The sequence below is a fragment of the Photobacterium sp. 53610 genome, assembly GCF_036409375.1.
Classification (GTDB): domain Bacteria; phylum Pseudomonadota; class Gammaproteobacteria; order Enterobacterales; family Vibrionaceae; genus Photobacterium.
On record NZ_JAXOFS010000004.1, the window covers coordinates 180,851 to 206,898 of the forward strand.

Here is a 26,048-nt window from a genome sequence, read left to right on the forward strand (position 1 = left end):
GCAAGCAGCGCATGGCGGAGCATCATAAATCGATATGAGACAAGTTTTACCACTTCTGACGGCGAGCCTCCTCTCTTGGTGGCTCTGAGCCCGCCGGACGACCATCAGCACTGGTTTGAAAATGACCGTTGTCGTACAAAAACAGTGAAAACAAAAAGAGCCAGCAACTTCAGCTGACTCTTTGCTCAAACATCATCCGTGAACATCAGGCGACCAGCGCTTTAGGCTCAACACGCCGGAGCGTTTCTGCCAGACTGACGTAGATTGCTTCCGTCCCGGAGTACCCCAAACTGAAACGCAGGGTATTTTTTGCCACATCATCACTGTACCCCAGCCCGGTTGCCACTTTCGACAAGGCTGACTTCCGGTCTGAGCAGGCCGAGCCGGACGACACCATGATGCGGGCATCTTCCAGAACCGCCTGCAAAGCTTCCCGGCTGACGCCGCCAATGGCGCAGAAAGTCAGCCCCGGAACACGCGGTGCCGCTTCTCCGATAATGACCGTTCCGGGAAAGTGGTGCTTCAGTGCCTGTTCAAAGTGTCGCTGTGCAGCGGTGACTTCCGCCTGGTTCGCCATCCGTTGATGTGCGAGCGGCAAAGCAATGGCCATAGAAGCAATGCCCAGATAATTCTGGGTGCCCGCCCGCAGGCTGGATTCCTGTCCGCCGCCCAGCAAAAGCGGGCTGAAATGCCAGGAATTTTTCACCAGCAGAAATCCGGTGCCGGGTAAAGCACCAAACTTATGACCGGAAGCGACAGCGTAATCCACCTCGCTTCGCTCAAAATCAAACGACTGCTTGCCAATCAGTTGCGTCGTATCACACAGATATTCCGCATCAAATGCGTGGCACAATTCAGCAATCTGCTGATAGTCCTGGATTACTCCCGTTTCATTATGCGCAGCCATCACCGCTACCAGAACAGCTTTCCCCTGGCAGTCTTTCAGTGCAGCCTGCAACCCGGCCATATCCAGCAGCCCATTTTGTTCATGCGCGAGGGCGATACACTCTGCGCCTTTCGAGCGACAGTAACGAATGTTTTCCAGCGTCGCAGAATGCTCATAGGGCGAATGCAGAATCACTGCATCCTGATAATTGTGGTGCTCAAAGAAACTGTAAAACACATTTCTGATCCCTTCGGTTGCACCACCATTAAAGATCAGCTGGTTGCTGTCACAGGACAACAAACCACACAACGTTCCCCTCGCCATCTCAATATCCTGAAACAATCTGTTTCCGATAAAATGATTCGAGTTCGGATTACCAAAACGTTTTTCTGAAAACTGCTTTTTCAGGTAATCAAAAACCTCGGGCTTGATCCAGTCAGACCCGCTTACATCCGCATTAATCATTTTTCCACCAATCGATTCTGATCAGCCGATAGCCATCGACATAATTTTAATAGAACTCAGCAGCACGAAAATATTCACGCAGCGCGCAAGCACCTTTTCATTCAAACGGAAATACAGGTAGCTGCCGACTTTCGCGCCGACGAATATACCAGCCACCAGATAGCCGCAGAGCGTCCAATCCAGGGTGTCTGAGGCCGCACGTCCGAAAAATAATGAGAAAGAAGAAATAATCCCGATCACAGGCGCTGTTGCAATTGCCAGCTTGGGAAGGCAGCCAAATATGGCAATCATCACCGGCAGATAAATAAAGCCGCCGCCCTGGCCGACAATCCCGCAAGTAAACCCGAGCAACAGGCCAATAACCGGCAGGACCACGGAATCCAGTCTGATTTCACCCAGCCACTTTCTCCAGAAATCCGGGCCTAAGGTGGTAATCACAACTGAACTGATCGCCAGCACAGAGAACGTGATTAAAATTACCTCGTCGGATAAATGAAACGTGAATAAAGAAACCGCCAGGCTGGCGACGCCCATGGGTACGCCGAAACGGAAAATCAGATTTCTATCCCGTTGCTGATATTTGGAGTGATGAAACAGTGCACTGACGGAGCCAAAGAAGCTCTGTGCAACCGTCAATCCGGTAATGGTGACCATCGGCAGTGCCATTCCGTTCAGCCAAGGCATGCAAATAATCAGTAAGGGTGCCAGCAAAATGCCGCCACCGATACCCAGTAAACCCGACAGACTGCCTGTGATGATCCCTAACAGGCCAACGATAATTTCCTGACTCATTTGACGATGATCTGCCCTTGTCCTTCGCTGATTGTCCCAATCACATAATGTTCAGACTGTTCCGCTTCAAACAACGGCAGAATATGTTCCCGATAGCTTTCCTCGTCGACGGTAAATAATAATCCGCCGTTCGTCTGTGGATCATGCAGAATCAGACGAAGCTCATCGCTGATATCGGCTTCATATTTCATGAACCGGGCATAACGGCTGATATTGTTATAAGTACCGCTCGGGTTCTTAGTCACCGCCAGGCTCAGTGCTTCCACCCCCTCAATAACAGGCACCGCATCTCCGTCGATGTTGACGTTAAACCCGGTATTTTCCACCAGCTCGCTCAAATGTCCCGCGAGGCCAAAACCGGTAATATCGGTCATCGCACTGACCCCGTGATACTGAGCCAGCGAGTAACCAATCCGGTTCACCCGGCTCATAATTTCAAGCGTTGACTCAGGCAGCTCTTCTTCAAGCAGGCGTCCCGCCTTCAGGGCATTTGAAATAATGCCAATCCCCAATGGTTTGGTGATAATCACCAGGTCATGATTTCGGGGGGTATTATTCTGCCGGATGTGCGCATCCTCAGCCTCACCAATCACGGCAAACCCATATAACGGCTGCGCATTTTTAATGGTATGGCCACCAACCACAGTTGCCCCGCATTCCGCCATCACTTCCTGTGCACCCTCGATCATTTTTTCAATGTACGGCATCGGGATATCATCCGGCGGAAATGCCAGAATAGAGTTCACAATTAAAGGACGGCCTCCCGTCGCATAAATATCACTCAGTGCATTTGCCGCTGCAATTTTTCCGAACAAATAAGGAGAACTGACGGTTGAACTAAAAAAGTCAGTTGAAAATAATAGCTTTTTACCACCGAAGTTATAAATGGCACAGTCATCAGAGGTTTCAAACCCTAATAATATATCTTCATTTTTAACGGTATTTTTCTTTTGTGTTGTTTTTAGAATATTAGTCAGCATCTGAGGCGGGATTTTACATCCGCAGCCACCAGATTCAGAAAAGTCTAATAAATTACAGACTGACATTTCAGACGCTCCATTTTTTATTTATATTGTTTCACGTTACAAATTATTTTCAGAATAATGACAAATTTGCGTCGGAAAATTTACACCGGGTTTATGACACTTTTATTTCACAAAGGTGTCAGCCTAGTGACAGCAAGTGACAATAAAAACAATAACTTATGATAGATAACTCATTAATAGATGAATCGGCCGCACCCAGTCTCATTTCTCTGAGAGAACCCTATGAAGAAATCAGCCATAAAAAAAGGAAAGTAACAAACAAGTCACTTTCCTTTTTATTGCGGTCAGTCACATAAAAAGCACTCTTTCAAACCGGTGCTTCCGTGAGATTAAGAAATCTTGCGACGTCAGCGCATCACATCGCAACGGGTTCTGCTGTTGCAATCTGTTCATCCTGTCGTAACCAGTCTAAATGCCGGTCATAAAAAGGGATCGCGGCAGCACCATGCTGCAGCGCCTTTTTATAAATAGAAGCAACAAAAATATCAGCCATCGAAAATTGCCTGCCAACGGCAAAGGAAGACGTCCGGCACAGCTTCTTCATCAACGTGTGAAGACAGGCCGAGATCCACTGACCCCGGAGTTCGCGTTTCGCTTGCCCGGAGAGTTCAGGACGAAATGTGTTCAGGACGGTTCGGTTTTGCGGTGAATGGATACTTGAATTCACATACTCGCACACTTCACGCACCGCGGCTCTGCCGAAAACAGAACATCCCAGCACACCGGGCTGCGGAAAGAGCTCTTCAAGACATTCGATAATAGCTATCGATTCAGACACCAGATGCCCTTCAATGGACAGACAGGGCACATAACCGAAAGGATTCACCTGCAAATAACTTGTTTTCAGTGCCTCTCCTGTCACTTCAACGCGTGTATAAGGCACAGCTTTGTAGTTGAGTACCCATTCAACCCGTGCAGCGCTGTTTGAGCCTTCCGCACTGTAGAGTATGACTTCCATAATATCCTTCGTCCTTTTTCCTTCTTCTTCCGCGAATTCTTTTGCCGGTTCGTCACCGCTTTAAGCTGACTGATGCCGGGATTATGATCGGCTCAGATTTTCCTCAATGAACGGCCAGCATAAAACAGCCAGCCCCGCAAACAGGAGTCCCCAGATCACCATTACAACCACTGCGGCCCGTCGGCTTTTCGGCAATGCAGCGAACGTTTCTTCGGCCTGCTGCTGGCATTCTCGCCAGACATCTTTGGGGATCAGCCGAATCGCCAGCCAGATTCCAATCGGTAACAACAGGAGGTCGTCCAGATAACCCAGAACGGGAATAAAGTCCGGGATCAGATCAATTGGGCTCAGTGCGTAAGCAACCACCACGGCGATCAGCACTTTTGCCAGCCAAGGCACGCGCTGATCCCGTGAAGCTAAATACAGCGCATAGGTATTTTGTTTTAATGCCGCCGCCCATTGCTGCCATTGCAGTTTGCGATTCATTGTTCAGTACGACGTGTGAAAATTAAGTCGCAGGGCACATGCAACCCTTTAAATGCCGTCATTCAACATCCCCTTCAGACAATGCCGGAACAGATTTAATTGAGACATAAAATGAGGATCTCGGGTTGCCATAATCATTTCATCAACCGGAATTTCTCGCGCATTAAATCCCAGATTCGCGGCTGATCTGGATTGAAGATGCATGGAACAGACCCGGGTATAGCCAATCATCCGCACCCAGAAGATTGGATTTTCGGTCAATGAATGCTGACAATGCTCAAATATCCGGACCAAACCTCGCAGAGACTCTGTTTTCAGCAGGTCATATTGTTGATCAAATTCCGCAAAGGACATCACCCGCTCCGGTTTGCCGGGCTCCGAAACAATCAACTTATCCGCCGCTGACCGGAGATTATCTCTGAACAGGTGCTGGGTTTGAGAAGACCAGTCCAGATCAGGGTGATTGAGGACAATATCGCTGCCAGTGAGCATCCTTTCCGCTGCCGTCACGAAAGAAAGCAGACTGATTGCTTCTTTGTCTACCGCAAAATCAACCAGACTCATCTGCCTTTCAATCAGTTGCCCGACCGCTAAAGGTGCCAGGATCCGGTATATACAGCTTTTCACGTAATATTCATTCGGATCCATATTCCAGTTGGTGCCATGATGCGCGTGAAACCGGCGAACCACATCCCTGACCGCCAGTAACAACTGAAACCGCAATGGGCCAACGGCTTCATACAACCGCTTCTTTGCTTCAAATTCGTAGTCGAGCTGAGCTTTCCTGGCTAATAACCTTTGCTGAGACAGCAATGTCACCAATCCGCCCACGAGTGCGGACACCACCGTTGATGTCAATATCAGCTTGATTGTCTGACTGTCCAAGGCTTCCCGTCCTTTTTATTCCGGATAATGCAATACAATAACGTATCGGGTGGATTGATTTGATGACACGGATAATCCTGCGCCTTTTGACGCAGCGATCCGATGCGTCTACCCGATTTCCCCGGTGCGCTGCCAATGCTCCAGCAAAAACTGCCACACCGCCTGCGAAGCCTTGGTCCGCTCACCGATACAGACCAGATGAATCGGGCTCCTTTCCGGATGTCGCCAGTCCGTGAGTACCGGAACAAGCTGCCCCGACTGACATTCCTTCTGGATGAATCCGGGGTCCACCATCACAATGCCGAGGCCATCACAGGCCATATCCACCAGCACCCGGCTGTTATCTGTCTGAATGGCCGGAATCACTTCAAGCGTTTCCGTCTGCCCGTCCTTATCCTGAAAAGGCCAGAAATTAAACGTACTGGAAGCATTGCCGAACACCAGGCAATCATGCTGCGTCAGTTCCTGCGGAGACGCCGGATACCCCCGTTCAGCCAAATAGTTTTCTGAGGCAAACCAACCCCAGCGTTTTTCTCCGATCTTCCGGGCGATTAATGAAGAATCCGGCAGTTGCCCGATCCGGATGGCAATATCGATGTTCTGCTCCAGCAAATCGACGTTCTGATCATCCAGACTCAGTTCAATCACAATGTCCGGATAAGTCAGGCGCAGTTTTTTCAGGACAGGCACCAGAAAACACTGGCCCATCAGGATACTGGCGCTAATTTTGACCCGCCCTTTCGGTGAGTCCCGGGTTTCATCCACAATGCCATGCAGGTTCGAAAGCACAGCGCGAAGATCCCCCGTCCCCTGCAGTAAATTTCGGCCCACGTCCGTGAGATGAAGCTGACGCGTTGAACGATGCAGCAGAGGCTGACCCACAAACGCCTCCAGTTGCCTGATCTTCTTGCTGACCGATGACCGGGGTAAATTCAGCTCATTCGCTGCCGCCTGAAAACTGCCGCGTTCCGCCACCCGGTGAAACACATGCAGCAACGGCAGGTTGAGATAAGATAAGTCCATCCCTGCTCCTTTGTTTCTTTTTCAGCACCATTAATTGTCCATATTGGTGCCTTATTGTTAACCAATCAAGCTGATATTCTCCTCGCATCACTCAAGCATGTGTTACGAAGAGGAAAAACACCATGAATGGCAAAACGATTTTAATCACCGGTGGTACATCAGGGATTGGCAAAGCTCTGGCAGAGCATCTGGTGAAAACGGGTCATCACGTGATCATTACCGGCCGCAATCAGGACAGAATCAATCAGGTGACACAGTCGCTGGGTTGTGGCGGCTATGTTGCAGACAGCGCCAATCCGGCCCAGCTCAAGCAACTGGCAGCCACACTGCAGGCAGACAATATCCGCCTGGATGGACTGGTCCTGAACGCCGGGGTCTTTTATCCGGACTCAGTTCTGTCCACCACGGAAGAAGCATTTGATCTGACCATGAACATCAATACCAAAGGCCCCTGGATGACGCTGCAACAGCTTCACCCGGTCCTGAACAATCCGTCCAGTGTCGTCTTTGTTTCCAGCATTGCCGTCACCAACGCATTTGCCAGCGCCGCGATCTATTCGGCAAGCAAAGCCGCTTTTGAAGCCATTGCCCTGGTTGCCAATCTCGAACTCGCTGCAGACGGGATTCGGATTAACTCCGTCCGGCCGGGCGTCACTGCCACAGAAATTCAATCAAAGGCGGGCATGACGGCAGATCAGCAAAGTGAGTTATTCGGCTCAATGCATACCACGGCTTTGGGCAGAGTGATGTCCGCAGAAGACCAAATAGGAGCCATTTCATTTTTGCTTTCTGATCAGTCGCTTGCAATGCGAAATGCCGTCCTGGAAGTCAACGGCGGATATGGGTTGTAACGCATTTCAAAAAATAACGAAAACAAAGCAACACACAAGGGCGGCATTCAGGCTGCCCTGCAACAATTCGCTGAGGTTATTTTCTCGGTGTGTTTGTTTCATCCCTGCTTTATCAATAACCATTTCTGCGTATAATCGCCGCTCTGTTACGTCATACCAGCAAGTGATGAGTCCCCATGTCCAAATTTTATTACAAAGGCCGCATCGACGTGATGCAAAACCATGCTCAGTCGGGCTATAACGTCAACCGTAACGTCAAAGCAGGTACGGAAGAAGCCCCGGTGTCGGTCGTGGTGAATACTGAAGCGCGCAAAGCTGAAATTGAGGCAATCATTGCGGAACACGCAATTGTGGCCAATATTGTCGTGGATGCGACCCGGGAAGAAAATACGGTTGAGCTGGATACCCTGCTGAACAAACCTGCCACCGTGACGTTTGAGAAAACACCAAACCGCAACGACCCATGCTCGTGCGGCAGCGGCAAAAAATACAAAAAGTGCTGCGGCTGACCCAGACTGCATCATTGAAGCTGCCAGATGAACTTGCTGGCAGCTCTCCTTCCTCATGTTCCTGTCACGATATCCTGATGTTCGTCCAGCAGTTTCAGAACACTTTGTAAACGCCCTTCAAGATGCCGGGGCTGAGCTTCGGTCAGAGACACCGTACTGCAAGCCTGAAATTGACAGAAATGCCGGATCGCCTCTGCAAACGCCTCAAGCACCTGCTCTTCATCAAAGGGATGATTTTCAATATGCAGTGATTTAATCTCCAGATGGCTGATTTTTCGATGCGCTTTACAATCCATCCGTCCAATAAATTCACCGCGATACAGTAACGGCAAGCAGAAATAACCATACTGACGCCTGGCGGCGGGCACATAGCATTCAATCTGATAGTCGAAATGAAACAGCGCTTTGAGCCGGTCCCGCTGGATAACACTGTTATCGAATGGCGACAAGATCAGCATCCGGTTGTTCAGGCGGGGAATCGGACGCTCCAGAGCACCGGTTTCCAGAACAAACATGTCACCGCTGCTGATTTTTACTTGCTCTAATTCACCGGATGCTAACCTTTCACTCACCAGCATCTTCATGGCTTGACGAAGACCGGGAATTCGCCGCTGATAGGTCAGCCCTTTGAGTGAAACCAAACCATGACAACGGAGTTGCTGCTCCAGCAGGTGCGCTGCGAACGCCTCCGGTCCGGGCATTTGTGTATTGACGTGTGCCGGCAACACCCGCTCGGTTAAATCGTACGTTTTCTGGAAGCCTTCGCGGTTAGTGACCATCAGGTCACCTTCCATGTATAACTGCTCCAGCGCCTTTTTGGCCGGTTTCCAGTCCCACCACCCCGCTCGCTTGGGTGTATTGCTTTCCACATCCCGGGAACGTACCGGCCCTTCAGCACGAATACGTGCCAGTAGTTCATGCATGAGCTTGTGATCACGTTCTTTATACCAGTGCGTCTGGCCGGATTTAATTGCGTGTTTATAAGGTAAGGAAAATCGAAAATCATCGATTGGGATAAACGCAGCCGCATGTGTCCAGTATTCAAAAATGTCACCGTCCAGCAGCAGCTGATGCGTCATGTCCGGCTTGAAATTCGGCACTCTGGCGTGAAAAACATGGTGGTGCGCCCGTTCCACCACAGAAATGGTGTCTATCTGCACATAACCTAAATGATCGATCGCTTTGCGTGCCCCCTGAATGCCTCGCCCAAAGGGTTGGGTATGAAGCAAGCCTTGCGCGGATAAAACCAGGCGCCGTAATCGCGCCAGATCCTGAGAGCGTTTGATTTCAATCACGGTTATCTTTCCCTGAACAATGACATGAGTGCCTTCTTGATGCAGCCAGAGCGCTGAAGCCACCCGGTTTCTTTCCCTGCCTTGGTGGCGGGAGTCATTCGCATCACCCCGGCAAGACAGCCCGAATCAATTGACACAATGTATCGCTTTTTCAGAGCCAATGTCACTTGCTGGCACCCCAAACAGGCCAGGAAACCAATTATCCCGGCGAAGCAAGTCGGTATCGTTGCAGCTTGTCATTCCGCTCTGCAAATAAAAACGGAAGGCCGCAGCCTTCCGTTTATCTCAGTCAATGATGCAATTAAACCAGCTCAGCAAGCATCGTATCCGAATACTCCACCAAGGCTTCACCAGCTTTGACTTTGGCAACATAATCCGGATTTGCAATCAGCGGACGGCCAATCGCCAGTAAGTCAAACTTACCTTCTGAAACCGCCTGACTCCCGGTTTCCGGTGTAAAGCCGCCCACACCAACCAGCGTCTGGCTGTAATGCGCCCGCATATACTGAGAAACCGTACCGCCCAGATAATCAAACGCCATGTTATCGTCAAAAATCCCTACGTGCAGATAAGCTAAGTGACGTTTTTCCAGCTCGGCCAGCAGATAATCAAACACGTCACGGTCGCGGGCATCCGGCGTCATATTAAAATAAGCACCTGGCGACAGACGCAGCGCGGTCCGATCTTCACCAATCGCTTCCACCACGGCATCGACGACAGCCAGCGGAAAACGAGCCATATTCTCAGCATGACCGCCAAATTCGTCCTCACGGACATTACTGCTGAAATGCAGGAACTGGTCAATCAGGTAGCCGTTTGCACCATGGATCTCAACCCCGTCAAAGCCCGCTTCCAGTGCATTAATTGCAGCCTGAGCATAATCAGCAACCAGTTCTTCAATCTCTTCTCTGGTCACAGCTTTCGGTACAACGTAATTCAGTTCACGCATACGGGGCACTGAGCCTTCAACGCCCAATGCCGAAGGGGCCAGCACGTCCTCACCGCCGAAGAAATGCGGATGCGCAACCCGACCGGTATGCCATAACTGGGCAAAAATTTTACCGCCGTTGTCATGAACCTTATCGGTGACTTTCCGCCAGCCCGCGATTTGTTCCGGGGTATACAATCCAGGCGTATTCGGATAGCCCTGCCCATCCGGACGAATAATCGTTGCTTCAGAAATAATCAATCCGGTATCTGCACGGCGCGCGTAATAATCGACCATCGCCTGAGTCGGCACCAGTGCATCATCTGCCATGCAACGGGTCAGGGGCGCCATCAGAATGCGGTTTTTGAGTGTGATAGAACCATTCAGTTCTACCGGCTGAAACAAATTTTCCATGCGCTGTACACCTTGTTTGTAATTTGAATGCCCATTCAAATTAGTCTAACTTGAATAATCGTTCAAGTATTTTTTGAATGCGTGTTCAAGTTCAGCTAAAATCCCTGCAGGTTTTAAGGATACAGAGTGAATTGATGCGAAGTGCCGAATTTGACCGCGAAGCGGTGTTACATTCAGCAATGGATGCTTTTATTGCAAAGGGTTACAGCAAAACCAGCATGCAGGATCTGAAGCAGGCAACCGGGCTTCATCCGGGCTCTATCTATTGTGCGTTTACCAATAAACGCGGATTGCTGATCGCGGCACTGGAGCAATACCAGTCTGAGCGGGGTCAGGCCTTTCAAGCCTTGTTTGACCATCAACCGACGGTCATGGCCGGCATTACGGCTTACCTGGATCAAATGGTGACGGAATGCGAGCAGGATAACATCAAAGATTGCCTGCTGCAGAAAGCCCTCAGTGAGCTGGCACAGCAGGATGAAGAGATCGAGTGCATCATCAGCACCATGCTCCGGTCATGGGAAAACCTGTTCACCGCCCAGTTTGAGCAAGCACTTCACGAAGGAGAAATCACCACATCACGCAGTGCCGAACAGCTGGCTCGTTTTCTCGTGATGGGAATATACGGCATCCGGGCGTTTTCCCATACCCGCCCGGCTCCCGGTGTACTGCGTGAGCTCAGTGCGGAATTGATGAGGAACATTCAGGGAAATTAAGAATTGACCTGATGGCCATTGAAAAAATGGCCATCGATTCAGCAATTGAATTATCTCATGATCAAACGAAGTTCAGTTTTTTCTATCAAATCACTAAATATTCACATCTGATTGCCATATGTAAAACGCTCAGCTGATAATAGTTTTAATTTTATATTTTCTAAGTCATCTTTATCGCATTGAGGACTATTTCTTGTCCACTGAATCGGCTTGCTCCTAGAGATGACTTGCACCGGCGTCATTGGATTTTCCTCATCAAAGACATGTACTCTGCAAGAGAACGCTCGGCCGCCAGACTTTATCAGATCGTACTCTACAACATAGCTTCTCCCTGCCTCTGGGGTAAATGTGAAAATATTTGGGCAGTACAAATAAAAATCAGGATTATTAAATTTACCAAATGGTCTTAATTGAAAAGTAGCCAGTTCATCCGCTTTGATCATGAATGTCTTACCACTCAGTCTTCTATCCGAAACCAACTCTTGATAATCCGTGCATTTCTGCGAGTCATCGTATTGAAAAACTTTAAAATCAGCAAAGCCATATTGAATCGCTGCACTCATCAGAGAAGTATCAGGTTCAATTCCTGTTTCAGTCGTCCCATAGATGAAGGGGGTGGACTGCTGAAATTTAACCTCGGCTATAGCACCTGTTTTAGGAGGGTTATAAGGTGTTGACTTTATACTACGGAAAGATTCACAACCAACCAGAGTTAAAGAGAATATCACAACAAAAAGATAGTTAATTCCAGCATTCATGATTTCAAAATACAGAGTAAAAATTAATTTCTCATATAGTAACATATGAAATATCACAAAGCGTTATGTTCATAAAGAAATTGCTTCTCAAACAAAAAAGGGCTTTATCGTTCAAATCTGAAAGACAAAGCCCTGCTAATTGAATTAATTTTTATTCATATTTCAGTAACCACCATCGGAACTCAATGCTTCAAATACGGCCTTTACTATTCCGTTATGATTCGAGTTGCAGCATTTCCCGAATCTCATCCACACTTTCTTTCACATCATCTTCGTCATGATGATACCGCTCGACATGTGCCCGAACAGCGGCCACAAACGACTCAACCAGATTGTGCTCATATAACCAGTCGCGGATCGACAGCGTCTCACACCAGTCGGCAAAATCTTCCCGGCCATGCTGGTCTGCTGCGAAGGTCAGGCGAGCCAGGATGATTGGGTAAGTCTCTGTTGTGATCCCCAGTTCAGGGATGATCTCGCGCAGAAATTCCCCCACGGTTTCTTCCGGGACAGAGTATTGGAATGTGGAGAGAAACTCCACATACAGCGCGCCATACCTTGTTACGTCATGACGCAACAAGGCTTCCGCAGCATAGTTGCCATAAGGCAGTTCTTCTGCATACAAGGCGTCCCCATGATTGATTTCTTTGATCCATTGAATTTGCTGTCTTAAATAACGCGCCAGCAATTCCCAGCATTGCAGCGCCTCCGCTTTTTCAAAAAGGGCATCGAGATAAGTATCCAGATCGAAATCGATATCGTCATCATCACTCAACGACATCACAAAACTGTCCATCGGGTCTGAAAAATAGCTTTCAATCTCAGCTTCCAGTGCTTTGTGTTCTTTCGTCTTAAACCATTCCTCAAACCGATACCAGTAAATAAAGCTGGCAATCTCCGGATCTATCTCTGCGTTATGGCTTTCGTGCAACCACTCGTCCAGCAATACTCCAATTTGCGCTTGCGTTTCGGCCTGCTCAATTCTGTCTAACAACTGCTGATAGGCTGCTTTAGCCACTTGTTTTTTCTCGGCGAGTTGCGCCAGCAACTCAGCAGGAATGCTGGCGAGAATCGCTTCATCGGAACGATGACAGACCTCACTGTCTTCATCCGCATCTGCTCCATCAATGTCATCATGATCGAAATAATCATCATCGTCTTCATGGTAAGCCATTGTGTCTGGTAAAGACTGATAAAAGCTTTCCCATTCAGGACTGTTGCCATGGCGTGATGCAAGTATGTCCACCCCTTCCCCAGCGAAAAACGCTTCATGATCGGGGTCAATCGCATTCAGATAGCGGCTGATGAGCGGCAGCCAGCGACTGTCGGATAACCCCAGATGCAGCGCACAGTCCGCGAGCGCAGGCTTATCATTTTCACTAAAACAGTAATCCGACCCATCGTAACCAATAAAGCTGTTCAGGATATCTGCCATCCATTCTGCGCTGGAAACATTGGGGAGCTGAATCACGGTGCTGAAGAACTTTGCTTCGTCCCAGACCGTGTGACCATCCGTAAACGCAAACATCAGATAATTGCCGGTGCACAATGTTTCTATTTCAGTACATTTCAGAGACAATCGGTGCAGCGCCGTCCCCAGCGCTTGCTCAGATTGAAAATCTGAAACCCATACCTTTTGTTTCCCCAGCATCGTCAGTTGATATTTTTGGTCATCATTTTGATTTTCAGGCCGGGACCAGTCTTCACCCCAATAACATTTTTCTTCCTGTACGGCAGACCATGTTTCCAGCGCAGCCCCCGGACTTTCCAGAGATAAAGCGACCAGCTGTTCTGTCGTCAGGTTCAGCGTATGCAGAGAATGCCAGCTCCCTATCAGTATCTGAGGGTGCGATGCAGACACAGGCGGACGAAGCAAATAGTCTCCACCGCCCGATTGTCGGATCCGCTCCGGATTGTCTTGATCCGCGACGGCCAGAATGGGCGAACGCCATTGGCCGTCCAGTGCCACTTTACGGACGGCACCATCCTGCCAGCAAATCCAGAGCGCATCTTCCGACTCACTCATCTGTAAGCCGGACATCCGGTTGATAAATTGAGACACCTGACGATGATTATCAGGCTGAATTCGCTCACCCAGCTCTGCCTGTGTAAAGACGCGCACCGGTACCCGGACCGTGAGTTCCTGAACAGGCAATCGCGGTTCACCAGCCCGTTGCATCCGGTTTAAATCAATGAGGTTCACAGCGTGCAGATAGTTCTGCTGCCCAGCATTCTGGAGATCATCCGCCTGAATTATCGTGCTGGGCATCGCCAGCAGGCCTCGTTTTTTATCAATTGCAATCGTGGTGTGCTCGGCTTGCCATTTCTTCGGCGATATTTCGAGCTGCTGGGTACGAATACTGGCTTTCCGGCACGACACATCCAGATCAATGCGCATCAGGTATTGCAGCGGGCGATTTATTTGATCGGAAAACCAGGAATCACGGCAGGCATAAAGAATCAGACTGTTATCCGGCCCTGCGAAAAGCTGGTCATCAAAACGAATATCGTAAGCGGGTTCCGGATAGACTTCCTCTGCTTCATCCTTATCATCGTCGTCAGTCCCCCAATCCAGTTCAATCGGAGCAGAACGACACAATTGAGCGTCCACAAATTGCCACAGTTCAACACGAAAGCTGTATGTCGCTTTGGATTCATACATCACAGCCAGTGTTCGCCCGTCAGACAACATCACCGCCTGGGTATAATCGATGCCATAGTGATGAATGAATTCTGCCTTCTGATGCTTCTCATCCAGCAGATATAAACAGCCATTGAGATCGCAGGCAATACGGCAGTGTTCGTACCCGGGCTCAGCACTGAAATAATCGGTCAGTGTCGTCATGCCTTTGGCTTTCATCAGGGCCGTCGCCCAATTCAGACTCAATCCCGGTTCATTCTCTTTCGGAAGAACTGAATAAATACGTGGAGCCCCTTGCTCCGGATCGATATAAATGAGTCCTGGCTTCCCGCTTTCGGTTTCAATATTCGAGTGAAAAAAATGATTCATGCTTTGTTCCGGCTTATTTCTTTTTGTCACTGATGCGCTCAATCCGATCACAGAAAAGGCAAGCTCGTCATCCATCTGACAGCACTCCCCTCCTCCAAAAAAACGGCGCATGCACTAAATTTCTGAGTCAGCACGAGCATAACTGAATTTACTTATTTCAAATGACTCACTGACCTCAAAGTTTTTTTTATTCGATCTCCATACCAAGAGTGAACAACCGATTTAATCTGAACGTTATATTCATTGGTCTTTTGAATCATTCTGGGATGGGTTAAAACTTAGGGGATGAGGAAAAGCATCGTTCTGATGAAGTTTTCGGGAGTTAAGGAAAAAGAAGAAAGGAAAAGGAGAAACCGTACCTGGGTACCCAGAAAAAACGATCCCCTGAAACTGCCAGACGGGAACGACATCTATTCAGTCAGCCGCAGCGAAAAATGCCATTTGATCCGCGTAAGCTGTCAAAAAAGCAGGACGAGAGGTTGCTCGGAAAACGTAGGCCTTACAAGCAGGATAATCCGTCAGCCCGCCGAACCGATCGACCAGTCTCAATACGTCCGCCATGGCAATATCTGCGACAGAAAAATTTGCGGTGAGCCATTCCCGCTTTGCCAGAACCTCTTCCAGATGACTGAGCCGGGACACGAGAAAATTGTCGAGACTTTTCCGTCCCGGTGTCGTTTCGGTATCTCCCGTAAACATAAAAATGGACCAGGGTAAAACTGCCATCTCGACAGAGTTCAGCGCCGCAAACAGCCAGGACATCACTTCAATGCGACTGCGCGCATCGGCAGGCATCAGTGCCTGACTGCGCTCGCCAAGATAAAGCAGAATTGCCCCGGTTTCGAAGACCGAGATATCTCCGTCAGTCAACCAGGGAACCTGCCCGAAAGGCTGATACCCAAAATGCTCAGTACTGCGTTCACGGAAGGATGTCCCCCGAACACAATAGGGCAATCCGGCCTCTTCCAGCGCCCAGCGCACCCGAAGATCACGAACATATCCGCGCGGCGTTTCTGGCACCCAATCAAACGTTGTCAGGATCAAGCTGTTCATTTCACGTCTCCTTTGTGCGGGCATTCATCGAGGGCTAAGCTGAAATACCGCTGTCACCCGAATCGCAGATGTCACATTGTTATCGTTTTCTCAAGAAATTCATCCACCATCGGCACCAGCCAGTCAATCCGGGTCATGACTTTCATGTGGTCCGTCCCCGGCAGCACAGCAAGTTGTGCGTACCGAAGCAAACGGGATATTTCAACCGCATGTTCAGGACGTATAACATCTGCATCGCCAACAAGAATCAGCGCAGGAACCGTCACGCTGCGAATCGTGTCCTTAGAAATGTCTTTAAATTCAACCATCCGCCCGGCAGCCTTATCGTGAAACATGCGCAGATTCTCCGGATGTGGCGCCACCTGAAGATAGGCATCCTGTAATTCCTGAGGCATGTTCTCGAGCCGGGCATGCTTCATCGCTTTCCAGAGCCATGGGTAAGCGCCGTCGCGCTGAAACAGTGCCGACGCTAAAATTAGCCGGCTCACCCGCTTCGAATGCCGGATCGCCACCTGCATGGCAATGGTACCGCCATTACTGAAACCAAAGAGATCAGCTTTGTCGATGTGCAGGTAATCCAAAAGCGCAGCCGTATCATCGGCAGACTGCTCAAAAGTGAATGGCCGCTCAGCAATGTCTGCCGTACGGCCATATCCCTGTTGCTCAAACGCTATCACCTGCCGTTCGCGCGCGATCAGGGGCAGAATATCGCCAAAAGATGTCTGAATCGTATCTCCGCCACCGTGCAGCAAAACCATTGGCGGTTGTGCCGTATGAGGTGAACCATGAATCTCAAAATACATCTGGAGATCATTAACCGGCGCATAACCTGTCCGGACGTTGGTCTGATTCGGATTCATCGCAATTGCCTCCTCGGGTCATGCTGCCTGAGTGCGAAAAACAGTGTGATTCATATCCTGTCGTTTTTACGATTCCAACGGATAAGCTGGATGATCTTTTTGCTCACAGAGCCAGTTGACCCATAATTTTTCATCCGTCCCTTCTTTCAGGCTGACATAATTTCTGGACCGAATGTATTTATCCGAGCTGAACGGTTTGAGCATAGAAATACGAATCGTATGTTCTTCATTGAGAAATTCGTCATCGTCATTGGTGACTGCCATGATGCCAATCCACGCAATACGACTCGGGGCAGGATGAACAATACCGGATGAGACGACTTGATGGATCTTCACATTCGCACCGGCTCTGTTGTCGTTAATCACGCCAAGGCATCCCAGATGTACATCGCCAGAGAGCAATAGGGTCCGGTATTTACCATGTTGCTGCCGCGCTTTGGTATTATCCAGCAGTCGCATGATTAACCTGGCACGTTCTCCCTGGTGTTCTTTGGCACGCCAGTGATCCTTGAGATCATCCGTAAGTTCTTCTGACCAGGGCGTCGTGTCAAACACCGATTCCGTGAATGAAAAATCACGATAGATGACCGGTACAGCCGATAAGACGAGCAGATCTCCACCCTGCACAGTCTTCGACAGGTAAGTATTAATATCTGACCATTGTTGTTCGCTCATCACCTGCGTCAGCGTCCGTTCGGCGCGGTTATCCAACGCTAAAATGTGATATCCCCTGAATGTAAAAGCGAATCCATAATGTTCAGCAGACGGGTTTAATAAACTGTGGTTCGCTTTCGTACGCATTTGAAATAATTCAAAGTATCGCCGTGCAACACCAAATATTGCCTGGTAAACATCACATTCATGCAAATCCTTCGGATAGCTTCCCCACCCGTCAAAGATATCATGATCATCCCACATCATGACCGAAGGGACTGACGCCAGCATCAATGACATATCAGGATCCGCCCAGCGCTCCCTGTAAATACGCTCATAAAATCGCTCCAGCTGCCCAAGCATTTCTTTAGACGCCGCTTGTGCGACTTTTCTTTTCCGTGACAGTTCTCCCCACTTTTTCAGTGTTGTCACATCATTCCAGACAGAATCCGCGTAAAGCTGATCTCCGCCCATCAGCAATAATGAATAGGGAATTCTGGCATGAGATTGAGCCATCTCCCGCCACAACCGGTAAGGATCATCGGTCTTATTTCGGAGGTCGAATGTCGAAAAACCGTTACATGAAGCATAAGCCAGCAATGGTTTTTCATTCTGTCCCGGTACATAAAAAGTCCAGGCATCACGCGCCTGTCCATCCGCCGCAATCTCATTATCCAGTTTCACCTGATAAGTAATTTTTTGGTAAAGCGGTTTGGCAGCGAAGCTCCCTTCTGCTCGCCAAAATTTCCCCCGAGGAGTATCACCGACAGCATTTGCAACGAGTTCGCCAGCGTCTGTCATCACCTTGACTGAACTCACAGACCTGTCAGTTAATAAACAAAAAGTGTAGAGCGATTCGGACTCCAGCCCTAATAAAGGACCAACCAAAATTTTATTTGCCATCTTTATCCTTTCCTTTTGATAAATGTATTATTGACAGGTTTAAAAATGATGATTTATCAATACCGGACGGGTACGTTAAAAGAATCAGATGGCTGCCTCAATATTTTATTTTTAAAATGTGTCTTTCACTTTTCAACTTTCGCGGATAAAGCCATTCAGCCTATAACACCGAAATACCAAAAATTTCCCTGAGTACAAAGCCAACCAAAAAGGCCAGCACTGCAGCCGTTCCGCCAGTGAAGAGTGTGCTGATTCCTGAGCGGAAAACAGGTTTATCGAACAGTCGGCTCTTTAAAGCGCCAATTGAAAAGAACATGAGTGCAGCGAGACACGCACTGAATGCAAACTGCAGATTCGGTTCCAGTCCAGGAATCATGAATGGAATCAGCGGGACAGAGCCAACAAGGACAAAGGAAGTAAAGGTAGCCATGGCTGCTTTCACCGGATTCCGGTTCGTTTTTTGTACCCCATGCTCTTCAATCAGCATGGTATCAATCCATAACTGCTGATCGGCGCTGATGGTGTCTACTATCTTTTCGAGCGTTTCACCCGTGAAACCTTTATTTTGGAAGATCTGACGAATCTCTTCCCGCTCTCCCTCAGGTATCTTCTGAATATGTTCCTGCTCAGTATCCCGGATACTCTGAATAAATTCGCCATGCGTCTTAATCGACTCATAGTTACTGACCGCCATACTGAAACCATCGGCGATCAGATTGGCAAATCCCAGGACCAGCGCAACCACAGGAGAAAAACCGGCGCCGACGACACCGGACACCACAGCAAAAGTTGTCACACACCCGTCAATACCGCCGAGCACAACGTCCGAAGCAACGTTTTCCTTCGCGGGTCTGCTGAGCTTTTCTCTGATCGCTTCCGGGCGGTGCTCCTCAGAGAGTTTTTCATCACTGTCATGGCGCATATACAGCCCATCTCACTGATTCTGAAATGCCTGACGAAAGCGGACATCAAAAATAAGCCGCGTAAGCAGGTCTCGTAAGCATAGACCAGCGAGCTGACTGGAGTTTATGGATCGTTCTTGCGTGCGCGCAGCTCAAATACCCTGACGATGACATAGGCAATCAGTGCAAAAATAAAGAACACCAGTAACATCCAGGCGATAGATTGCAGCGACTCTATAATCGTCCGGTAAATTTCCAGCACCCAGCGTTCCGTCGTTAACACAGGTGGCGTGAAGTTTTCACTCGGTGCGCGTAAAAATTCTTCCAGGCTGTAAATTCTCACACCACCAGAAATACCCACCACATAAATGGCGAATTTCAGATATTTGGTCCAGGCAAATGCAATATCACTCGCCACCAGCCTTTCTAAAATGACATCAATTGGCTGACTGAACAGTTTCGAGACAATAAAACAAACACAAACAGCAATCACAAAAGTCACGACTAATAATGACAGAAACACCGAATTCTCCTTTTCATGCTGCATCCATATTTTTCAGTCCGTTTATGTTCCGTTACTCACGGCACAGAGGGACTGTCATTCTTTTCCACCTTACTTTTATTCTTATCAGCGTAACTTGATTCAACATGAGGTTGATCTTTCTGCGCAGTTTTTCCTTTTTTTGCTGCTGCTTCAGGTAATTTTACCTGCTCATCCCCAGTCAGAACCAACTGGTCTTGTTTCCCATCATTGATGATGAGTTTTGTGACATTCCCTTCGACTGAGGACAACGCTGAACCTGACACCGTCATAAAAATCGCGGTCAGAAGTAGTCCGATCCCAAGTGTTTGTTTCGATGGATTCTGTTGCATCAGTTTTCCCCTCCCATTTATGTTATGCCGAAATTTTCAGGCGCAGACACGCTACCGCCCCTGACATTTCAGTCACGGATGCCAGATATTTGTGCAGCATTTATAGGTCATGAATTTTTAACATGAGAAATGAGGCAGTCTGTTTTGAGACTTTGCGCGGGGAAGCGACGGGAAAACAAAAGGCAGATAAAAAAACAGCCAGACCTCAGTCTGGCTGTTTGAAAAACTGAAAGGGGGAAGGTATCAGTCTTTGAATTCAGCGAAGTCAGCAGCGCAGTCGAGCAGCTGTTCACGGGTCATCATGAAAACGCCGTGACCGCCATTTTCAAATTCAATCCAGGTGAACGGGATGTGCGGGTATTGCTCTTCCATGTGAATCATGGAGTTACCCACTTCGCAGATCAGAATCCCGTCTTCTGCCAGATAATCCGGCGCGTTAGCCAGAATACGGCGAACCAGATCCAGACCATCAAAACCTGCGGCCAGACCCAGCTCCGGCTCATGACGGAACTCTTCAGGCAAGCTGTCCATGTCTTCCTGATCCACATAAGGCGGGTTGGAGACAATGATGTCGTACTGATCTTTCGGCACATCACGCAGCAGATCGGAGTGCAGCGGGATCACCTGCTGTTCCAGGCCATGGTCGTGAATGTTCTGCTCTGCCACAGCCAGTGCATCGGTCGAGATGTCGACCAGATCCACTTCCGCTTCCGGGAACGCATACGCACAGGCAATGCCGATACAGCCGCTGCCGGTACATAGATCCATGATCCGGGTTGGCTCACGGGTCAGAAATGGTTCAAAACCATTTTCAATCAGTTCACCAATCGGGGAACGCGGCACCAGTACACGCTCATCCACAAAGAACTCCAGTCCGCAGAACCAGGCGCTGTTGGTGAGATAGGCAACCGGTGTCCGCTCAGTCACACGACGGACCACGCGCTCAACAATGGCACGGCGTTCGCTGCTGGTCAGGCGCGAGAAGCGCGCGTCAGCAGGAATATCAATCGGCAGATGCAGCGTCGGCAGAACCAGCTGCACCGCTTCATCCCAGGCATTGTCTGTGCCATGGCCATAAAACAGGCCCGCATCGTTGAATCGGCTGACGGTCCAACGTAGCATATCCTGCAATGTGTGAAGTTCGTTGACGGCTTCGTCGACAAAAATCTTATCCAAAATAGCCTCCAAATGGCGCTACAATACCGCGATAAAGTAGTTGGAAATTTGATGATGAGTAAAAAAGACCCAGCTCTGGAAGAGGACGACTTCGCGCTCTTTCAGGAAGCAGTTAAGGGCACTAAAAAGCTGTCGAATGATACCATAATCACCCCGCGCCGACAGCGCCCGAAAGCCGATAAGCGCAATGTGAACGTCAAAGACAGCCAAAACCACGAGTTTTACTTCTCGGACGAGTTCGAACCGCACCTCAGCGAGCACGGTCCGATGCAGTACGCCCGTTCCGATGTGTCCAAGTATGAAGTGAAAAAGTTACGGCGCGGTGTCTATGTGCCGGATATTTTTCTGGATATGCACGGGATGACGCAAATGGAAGCAAAACGCGAGCTGGCAGCAATGATCGCCGCTTGTATCAAAGACGGGGTGTCCTGCGCCTGCGTCATGCATGGCATCGGAAAACATATTCTGAAACAGAAAGCACCGCTCTGGCTGGCTCAGCACCCGGATGTGATGGCTTTCCATCAGGCGCCGCTGGAATTTGGCGGTGCCGGTGCGCTGCTGGTGCTGATTGAGATCCCGGAACGCTGACTGTTCCTTGTGCCCGATGAGTGTCAGGCGTTCACGCCTGACGACTCTGAACTGAAGTGCGCTCTAAGCTAACACTTTCAATACACTTCCTGCACCAGGGCACCGACGTTAATCACCTGACCGTCCTGAATCAGGGTCACTTCTCCGGTGTCACAAATCTGCATGCGCACTTTCATCGCACTTTCGTTGTAGTAATGTTCGCAGTTTCCGTTGCGGGCACTGTCGATGCGGGAAAAGATTGTAATGCCACCCGGTGCCATAATGCTTGGCGGGGAAAGGAAAGTTAAGGTACTGCCCGTCTTGGAAATATTCATTTCCTCGCGAACACCATTGGCCCATTTAATAGCCCCGTTGGCCACAATATTCGGCTTCACCATATTGGCTGCACAGGCAGTCAGTCCCAGGCTGCCTAACAGAACGAAAAGTATCTTTTTCATAACCAGTTCATTATCAGTCATTCTTTGAAGATGGATTGTACCTGAACCATCCGGGCAGGACAGTCTGGTCATTGAAAAGTGCGCCCTGCACCCAAGTTAGCGATGATTCGACTGAACGGCCTCAACAGGGTTCTCCTGCCATAACAAGGCGGACGGTTCACCTTCAGAATGAAAGTCGACCGCAGCAATCGAGGACGTCCGGAACATCAGCGGTTGCAGTCCCGGCACCAGTTCTGCACTGAGATAGCCCACCAGCGGCAGGTGCGAAACCACCAGCACAGTTTCCGGTTTTTCCAGTTCAACGACCGCTTTCAGATAATCGGCTACCTGCGCGGCATCACCGTACGGGGTAATATCATCAATCGTCATCAGCGTTTTGGGCACCGGCAACTCTTCTGACATCGCCTGCCAGGTCTGTTGCGCACGCAGGTAAGGGCTGACCCAGACCAGATCCAGCTGACCGTCGAGATGACTGGCCAGTTGCTTCGCCATCTGACGCGAGTAGGACTTCCCTTGTGCGGTCAGGGGCCGCTCCGCATCACTTGGGGCAAAATGCTGTGCTTCGCCGTGACGCATGATAAAAATTCGCATAGTCTCCAATCCGATTGCGCGTTTCTGTGGCTATGCTAGCAAAGGCTGGCACAGACAGGGTAGCCATTTAATCTTAAGCGATACGAAAGCGTGACGGCTGAATCGCTATCGCGATCACAGGATCATTTCCCTGTAACAATTCGACTCGCCAGACAGAATTTGCCAGTGCCATTATTGGGCGTCATAATTAGCCTAATTCCCTGTAAAAATAGGCGCTTCCTGTGTTCAAGAGTCCGAACGATCCCAAAGAGTACCGCTATCTGACCCTGGATAACCAACTCAGGGTGCTGCTGGTCCATGATCAGGCAGCACCGAGGTCGGCAGCGGCACTGTCAGTCGGCATTGGTCATTTCGACGATCCGCTGGATCGTCAGGGTATGGCACACTTTCTGGAACACATGCTGTTTCTCGGCACCGAAAAATATCCCCATCCGGGTGAGTTTCAGTCGTTTGTCAACCAGTACGGCGGCAGCAACAATGCCTGGACAGGCACAGAGAACACCACCTACTTTTTCGAAATCGTCCCGCCCGCATTTGCAGCCGGACTGGAACGCTTCGGACAATTTTTTACCGCGCCGCTGTTTAATGCCGATTCGGTCGATAAAGAACGGCAGGCCGTCGACTCCGAATACAAACTGAAGCTGAAAGACGATGTCCGTCGTCTGTATCAGGTGCATAAGGAAACCATCAATCCGGAGCACCCGTTTGCCAAATTTTCCGTGGGGGATCTCAGCACCCTCGAAGACCGCCCGGATTTACCGGTCCGCGACGAGTTAATCGCCTTCTACCAACAGCACTACTCTGCCAATCTGATGGGACTGGTCCTGTTGGGACCCCAGTCACTGGATGAACTTCAGACTTTTGCCGAACAGTTTTTTGGCGCAATTCCGAATGACGGTAAAGAAAAACCGGCCATTGCTGTCCCTCTGGTAACAGACAGGGAGAATGCCCGTTTTATTGCTATTGAACCGATAAAAGAAGTCAGAAAACTGACGCTGTCGTTCTCGCTCCCGGCGATGGAAGTCCACTATCGCAGCAAGCCATTGTCTTATCTGGCCCATTTACTGGGAAATGAAGGCACGGGCAGTCTGATGTCCCTGCTGAAAAGCGAGGGACTGATCAATACCCTGGCTGCCGGTGGCGGTGTCAGCGGCAGTAATTTCCGGGAATTCACGATTGGCCTGAATCTGACCCCGAAAGGGCTGGAGCAGACGGATCACATCGTGACCACCATTTTTCAGTACATCAACCTAATCGCAGCGCAAGGACTGGCCGAGTGGCGCTATCGCGAGAAACGGGCCGTGCTGGAGCAGGCCTTCCGTTATCAGGAAAAAAGCCGTCCGCTGGATACGGTCAGCTATCTGGTGATGAATCTGATGCACTATGCGCCGGAAGATATTGTCTACGGCGATTACATGATGAGTCACTACGACGAGTCACTGCTGAAAGAAGTCCTGTCGATGCTGCGGCCGGATAACATGCGCCTGACACTGGTCGCCAAAGGACAGGAGCATGACCGCGTCGCCAACTGGTATCACACCCCATACTCGGTCCGACCCTTCACGGATGCCCAGTTAAAAGCATGGGCTGAACCGGGTAAGAATCCGGCCCTGACCCTGCCGAAGCCTAATCCGTATCTGTGTGAGCGGCTGGATCCCCACCCGCTGACCAGCCAGCAGGATGAGATTCCGCAGCTGATTCAGGATCTGCCCGGATTTCGCCTGTGGTACAAGCAGGAACATGAATTCCGGGTGCCCAAAGGCCAGGTCTATGTCGCCATTGACAGCCCGCATGCCGTCAGCTCAGTCCGGAACATCGTGAAAACCCGGCTCTGTGTCGAGATGCTGATGGAATCCTGCAATGAAGCTGCTTATCCGGCAGAAGTTGCCGGAATGGCTTATAACCTCTATGCCCATCAGGGCGGGGTCACGTTGCAGTTGTCTGGTTTCAGTGAAAAACAACCACTGCTGCTGAAATTGCTGCTGGAGAAATTCTCCGGCCGGACTTTCCATCCCGATCGTTTCAACAGTATTAAAGCGCAGATGCTGCGGAACTGGCGTAATGCCGCGGAAGATAAACCGATCTCTCAGTTGTTTAATCAGCTGACCGGTCTGCTGCAGCCCAATAATCCGCCCTATCCGGCCCTGATTCAGGAACTGGAAACCGTCGAAATTTCTGAGCTGCCAACATTTGTGGACGCCATGTTTGCCGAGCTGCATATTGATGCCTTTGTTTACGGCGACTGGCGAAAAGATGATGCTTTAGCGCTGGCGGAAGTTCTGAAAGATGCCTTCCGGGTCACCGATCAGCTGTATGGCGAAGCACAACGCCCGCTGGTACATCTGGGGAAATGCGGCACGCTGCGGTTTGAAGTCGACTGCGGCCATGCCGATTCAGCGATCCTGATTTATCATCAGTCCCGCGAACAGTCTCCCCGGGAAATTGCCGTCTATACGCTGGCCAATCACCTGATGTCGACGACCTTCTTCCACGAACTGCGCACCGAACAGCAACTGGGCTATATGGTGGGCACAGCGAACCTGCCACTCAACCGATATCCCGGCCTGTTGCTGTATATTCAGTCTCCGGTTGCCGGACCGCTGCAATTGCTGGAAGCCATCGACGAATTTACCAATGCCTTTGCCCTGGTCCTGCTCGAACTGAACGAAAGCCACTGGCAGGCCAGTAAACAGGGGCTGATTGCACAGCTGTCGGAACCGGACACCAATCTGCGCGCCCGGGCACAGCGATACTGGGTCAGTATCGGTCACAAAGACGAGCATTTCGACCAGCGCCAGAAAATCGCTGCTGAAATGGCGACCTTAACCCGGGCTGAGCTGGTGCGATTTATGGTCGAAGCCATTAAGCCCCGGACAGCGAACCGGCTTATTGCCTACTCCCAGGGTGAAGCACACAGCAACCTGACCCCGCTGGAAGCCGGTGAATCCATCACTTCCGTCTCCGCATTTCAGCAAACGGCCTGCTAATT

At 49.8% G+C, this 26,048-nt stretch carries 24 protein-coding genes and 1 pseudogene; 5 read left to right on the forward strand and 20 right to left on the reverse strand.

What is annotated here, in order from left to right; genetic code table 11:
* Nucleotides 1–205 precede the first annotated feature (205 nt).
* The 7 genes and pseudogenes from SPK40_RS12975 to SPK40_RS13005 form a co-directional block, all read right to left on the reverse strand.
* Nucleotides 206–1,351: a cysteine desulfurase family protein gene (locus SPK40_RS12975; protein WP_330960732.1), complete on the reverse strand. Its 1,146-nt coding sequence runs from the start codon at nucleotides 1,349–1,351 to the stop codon at nucleotides 206–208.
* A gap of 21 nt (nucleotides 1,352–1,372) precedes the next feature.
* The gene (locus SPK40_RS12980) at nucleotides 1,373–2,143 is read right to left on the reverse strand and encodes a sulfite exporter TauE/SafE family protein (RefSeq protein ID WP_248143701.1); all 771 of its coding nucleotides are present in this window, start codon (nucleotides 2,141–2,143) and stop codon (nucleotides 1,373–1,375) included.
* Nucleotides 2,140–3,189 carry a selenide, water dikinase SelD gene (gene selD, locus SPK40_RS12985; RefSeq protein ID WP_248143699.1) on the reverse strand — a complete coding sequence of 350 codons (1,050 nt, stop codon included), beginning with the start codon at nucleotides 3,187–3,189 and terminating at the stop codon, nucleotides 2,140–2,142. The genes SPK40_RS12980 and selD overlap by 4 nt, the downstream gene beginning before the upstream one ends.
* Before the next feature lie 355 nt (nucleotides 3,190–3,544).
* Complete coding sequence (locus SPK40_RS12990) at nucleotides 3,545–4,147, reverse strand: glutathione S-transferase family protein (protein ID WP_330960733.1); 603 nt, start codon at nucleotides 4,145–4,147, stop codon at nucleotides 3,545–3,547.
* Nucleotides 4,148–4,383: 236 nt separating this feature from the next.
* Nucleotides 4,384–4,576: pseudogene (locus SPK40_RS23005) on the reverse strand (YkvA family protein); the annotation flags it as partial.
* A 105-nt stretch (nucleotides 4,577–4,681) separates the two neighbouring features.
* Entirely contained in the window at nucleotides 4,682–5,518 is an 837-nt protein-coding gene (locus SPK40_RS13000; protein WP_330960734.1) for a hypothetical protein, read from the reverse strand.
* 108 nt (nucleotides 5,519–5,626) lie between these two features.
* Nucleotides 5,627–6,541: a LysR family transcriptional regulator gene (locus tag SPK40_RS13005; protein WP_330960735.1), complete on the reverse strand. Its 915-nt coding sequence runs from the start codon at nucleotides 6,539–6,541 to the stop codon at nucleotides 5,627–5,629.
* 122 nt (nucleotides 6,542–6,663) lie between these two features.
* Between SPK40_RS13005 and SPK40_RS13010 the strand changes: the two genes are divergently transcribed.
* A complete protein-coding gene (locus tag SPK40_RS13010; RefSeq protein ID WP_330960736.1) occupies nucleotides 6,664–7,392 on the forward strand; it encodes an SDR family NAD(P)-dependent oxidoreductase in 729 nt (242 codons plus the stop codon).
* A 176-nt stretch (nucleotides 7,393–7,568) separates the two neighbouring features.
* Nucleotides 7,569–7,901, forward strand: coding sequence for a PBPRA1643 family SWIM/SEC-C metal-binding motif protein (locus SPK40_RS13015; protein WP_248143688.1), 333 nt, complete (start codon nucleotides 7,569–7,571; stop codon nucleotides 7,899–7,901).
* Nucleotides 7,902–7,954: 53 nt separating this feature from the next.
* Here the strand turns inward: SPK40_RS13015 and SPK40_RS13020 are convergent, their stop codons facing one another.
* Nucleotides 7,955–9,259, reverse strand: coding sequence for a winged helix-turn-helix domain-containing protein (locus SPK40_RS13020; RefSeq protein WP_330960737.1), 1,305 nt, complete (start codon nucleotides 9,257–9,259; stop codon nucleotides 7,955–7,957).
* Between the two features lie 238 nt (nucleotides 9,260–9,497).
* A complete protein-coding gene (locus tag SPK40_RS13025) occupies nucleotides 9,498–10,538 on the reverse strand; it encodes an alkene reductase (protein ID WP_330960738.1) in 1,041 nt (346 codons plus the stop codon).
* 134 nt (nucleotides 10,539–10,672) lie between these two features.
* Here SPK40_RS13025 and SPK40_RS13030 point away from each other — a divergent pair, with 134 nt between their 5' ends.
* Nucleotides 10,673–11,254: a TetR/AcrR family transcriptional regulator gene (locus SPK40_RS13030; RefSeq protein ID WP_330960739.1), complete on the forward strand. Its 582-nt coding sequence runs from the start codon at nucleotides 10,673–10,675 to the stop codon at nucleotides 11,252–11,254.
* Between the two features lie 101 nt (nucleotides 11,255–11,355).
* Here the strand turns inward: SPK40_RS13030 and SPK40_RS13035 are convergent, their stop codons facing one another.
* From SPK40_RS13035 to prmB, 9 genes are all read right to left on the reverse strand, one after another.
* A complete protein-coding gene (locus SPK40_RS13035) occupies nucleotides 11,356–12,057 on the reverse strand; it encodes a hypothetical protein (RefSeq protein WP_330960740.1) in 702 nt (233 codons plus the stop codon).
* A 169-nt stretch (nucleotides 12,058–12,226) separates the two neighbouring features.
* The gene (locus SPK40_RS13040; RefSeq protein ID WP_330960741.1) at nucleotides 12,227–15,022 is read right to left on the reverse strand and encodes a hypothetical protein; all 2,796 of its coding nucleotides are present in this window, start codon (nucleotides 15,020–15,022) and stop codon (nucleotides 12,227–12,229) included.
* 414 nt (nucleotides 15,023–15,436) lie between these two features.
* Nucleotides 15,437–16,075, reverse strand: a complete 639-nt coding sequence (locus tag SPK40_RS13045) for a glutathione S-transferase family protein (protein WP_330960742.1) — start codon at nucleotides 16,073–16,075, stop codon at nucleotides 15,437–15,439.
* 71 nt (nucleotides 16,076–16,146) lie between these two features.
* Nucleotides 16,147–16,935 (reverse strand): alpha/beta fold hydrolase, encoded by a 789-nt coding sequence (locus tag SPK40_RS13050; RefSeq protein WP_330960743.1) that lies wholly within the window; start codon nucleotides 16,933–16,935, stop codon nucleotides 16,147–16,149.
* A gap of 66 nt (nucleotides 16,936–17,001) precedes the next feature.
* On the reverse strand, nucleotides 17,002–18,492 hold the full coding sequence (locus SPK40_RS13055) for an alkaline phosphatase D family protein (protein ID WP_330960744.1): 1,491 nt from the start codon (nucleotides 18,490–18,492) through the stop codon (nucleotides 17,002–17,004).
* A 160-nt stretch (nucleotides 18,493–18,652) separates the two neighbouring features.
* A complete protein-coding gene (locus SPK40_RS13060; protein WP_330960745.1) occupies nucleotides 18,653–19,414 on the reverse strand; it encodes a VIT1/CCC1 transporter family protein in 762 nt (253 codons plus the stop codon).
* A 104-nt stretch (nucleotides 19,415–19,518) separates the two neighbouring features.
* Nucleotides 19,519–19,917 (reverse strand): hypothetical protein, encoded by a 399-nt coding sequence (locus SPK40_RS13065; RefSeq protein WP_248143675.1) that lies wholly within the window; start codon nucleotides 19,915–19,917, stop codon nucleotides 19,519–19,521.
* 56 nt (nucleotides 19,918–19,973) lie between these two features.
* Nucleotides 19,974–20,267, reverse strand: a complete 294-nt coding sequence (locus SPK40_RS13070; RefSeq protein WP_248143674.1) for a hypothetical protein — start codon at nucleotides 20,265–20,267, stop codon at nucleotides 19,974–19,976.
* Nucleotides 20,268–20,510: 243 nt separating this feature from the next.
* A complete protein-coding gene (gene prmB, locus SPK40_RS13075) occupies nucleotides 20,511–21,443 on the reverse strand; it encodes a 50S ribosomal protein L3 N(5)-glutamine methyltransferase (RefSeq protein WP_248143672.1) in 933 nt (310 codons plus the stop codon).
* A gap of 54 nt (nucleotides 21,444–21,497) precedes the next feature.
* Between prmB and smrB the strand changes: the two genes are divergently transcribed.
* Complete coding sequence (gene smrB, locus SPK40_RS13080; protein WP_248143841.1) at nucleotides 21,498–22,031, forward strand: endonuclease SmrB; 534 nt, start codon at nucleotides 21,498–21,500, stop codon at nucleotides 22,029–22,031.
* 77 nt (nucleotides 22,032–22,108) lie between these two features.
* Here smrB and SPK40_RS13085 read toward each other — a convergent pair whose 3' ends face one another.
* Both SPK40_RS13085 and sixA read right to left on the reverse strand, forming a co-directional pair.
* A complete protein-coding gene (locus SPK40_RS13085) occupies nucleotides 22,109–22,468 on the reverse strand; it encodes a hypothetical protein (protein ID WP_248143670.1) in 360 nt (119 codons plus the stop codon).
* A 96-nt stretch (nucleotides 22,469–22,564) separates the two neighbouring features.
* Nucleotides 22,565–23,059 carry a phosphohistidine phosphatase SixA gene (gene sixA / locus SPK40_RS13090; protein WP_248143669.1) on the reverse strand — a complete coding sequence of 165 codons (495 nt, stop codon included), beginning with the start codon at nucleotides 23,057–23,059 and terminating at the stop codon, nucleotides 22,565–22,567.
* Nucleotides 23,060–23,280: 221 nt separating this feature from the next.
* Here sixA and SPK40_RS13095 point away from each other — a divergent pair, with 221 nt between their 5' ends.
* Entirely contained in the window at nucleotides 23,281–26,046 is a 2,766-nt protein-coding gene (locus SPK40_RS13095; RefSeq protein WP_330960746.1) for an insulinase family protein, read from the forward strand.
* The last annotated feature ends 2 nt before the right edge of the window (nucleotides 26,047–26,048 follow it).

Coding starts and splice junctions, on each gene's coding strand:
- SPK40_RS13005 (WP_330960735.1), bottom strand. CDS start 6,541: ATGGACTTATCTTATCTCAACCTGCCGTTGCTGCATGTGTTTCACCGG.
- smrB (WP_248143841.1), top strand. CDS start 21,498: ATGAGTAAAAAAGACCCAGCTCTGGAAGAGGACGACTTCGCGCTCTTT.
- SPK40_RS12990 (WP_330960733.1), bottom strand. CDS start 4,147: ATGGAAGTCATACTCTACAGTGCGGAAGGCTCAAACAGCGCTGCACGG.
- SPK40_RS13085 (WP_248143670.1), bottom strand. CDS start 22,468: ATGAAAAAGATACTTTTCGTTCTGTTAGGCAGCCTGGGACTGACTGCC.
- SPK40_RS13060 (WP_330960745.1), bottom strand. CDS start 19,414: ATGCGCCATGACAGTGATGAAAAACTCTCTGAGGAGCACCGCCCGGAA.
- selD (WP_248143699.1), bottom strand. CDS start 3,189: ATGTCAGTCTGTAATTTATTAGACTTTTCTGAATCTGGTGGCTGCGGA.
- SPK40_RS13035 (WP_330960740.1), bottom strand. CDS start 12,057: ATGTTACTATATGAGAAATTAATTTTTACTCTGTATTTTGAAATCATG.
- SPK40_RS13055 (WP_330960744.1), bottom strand. CDS start 18,492: ATGGCAAATAAAATTTTGGTTGGTCCTTTATTAGGGCTGGAGTCCGAA.
- SPK40_RS13070 (WP_248143674.1), bottom strand. CDS start 20,267: ATGCAACAGAATCCATCGAAACAAACACTTGGGATCGGACTACTTCTG.
- SPK40_RS13025 (WP_330960738.1), bottom strand. CDS start 10,538: ATGGAAAATTTGTTTCAGCCGGTAGAACTGAATGGTTCTATCACACTC.
- SPK40_RS13040 (WP_330960741.1), bottom strand. CDS start 15,022: ATGAATCATTTTTTTCACTCGAATATTGAAACCGAAAGCGGGAAGCCA.
- SPK40_RS13045 (WP_330960742.1), bottom strand. CDS start 16,075: ATGAACAGCTTGATCCTGACAACGTTTGATTGGGTGCCAGAAACGCCG.
- SPK40_RS12975 (WP_330960732.1), bottom strand. CDS start 1,351: ATGATTAATGCGGATGTAAGCGGGTCTGACTGGATCAAGCCCGAGGTT.
- SPK40_RS13015 (WP_248143688.1), top strand. CDS start 7,569: ATGTCCAAATTTTATTACAAAGGCCGCATCGACGTGATGCAAAACCAT.
- SPK40_RS13050 (WP_330960743.1), bottom strand. CDS start 16,935: ATGAATCCGAATCAGACCAACGTCCGGACAGGTTATGCGCCGGTTAAT.
- SPK40_RS12980 (WP_248143701.1), bottom strand. CDS start 2,143: ATGAGTCAGGAAATTATCGTTGGCCTGTTAGGGATCATCACAGGCAGT.
- sixA (WP_248143669.1), bottom strand. CDS start 23,059: ATGCGAATTTTTATCATGCGTCACGGCGAAGCACAGCATTTTGCCCCA.
- SPK40_RS13010 (WP_330960736.1), top strand. CDS start 6,664: ATGAATGGCAAAACGATTTTAATCACCGGTGGTACATCAGGGATTGGC.
- SPK40_RS13030 (WP_330960739.1), top strand. CDS start 10,673: ATGCGAAGTGCCGAATTTGACCGCGAAGCGGTGTTACATTCAGCAATG.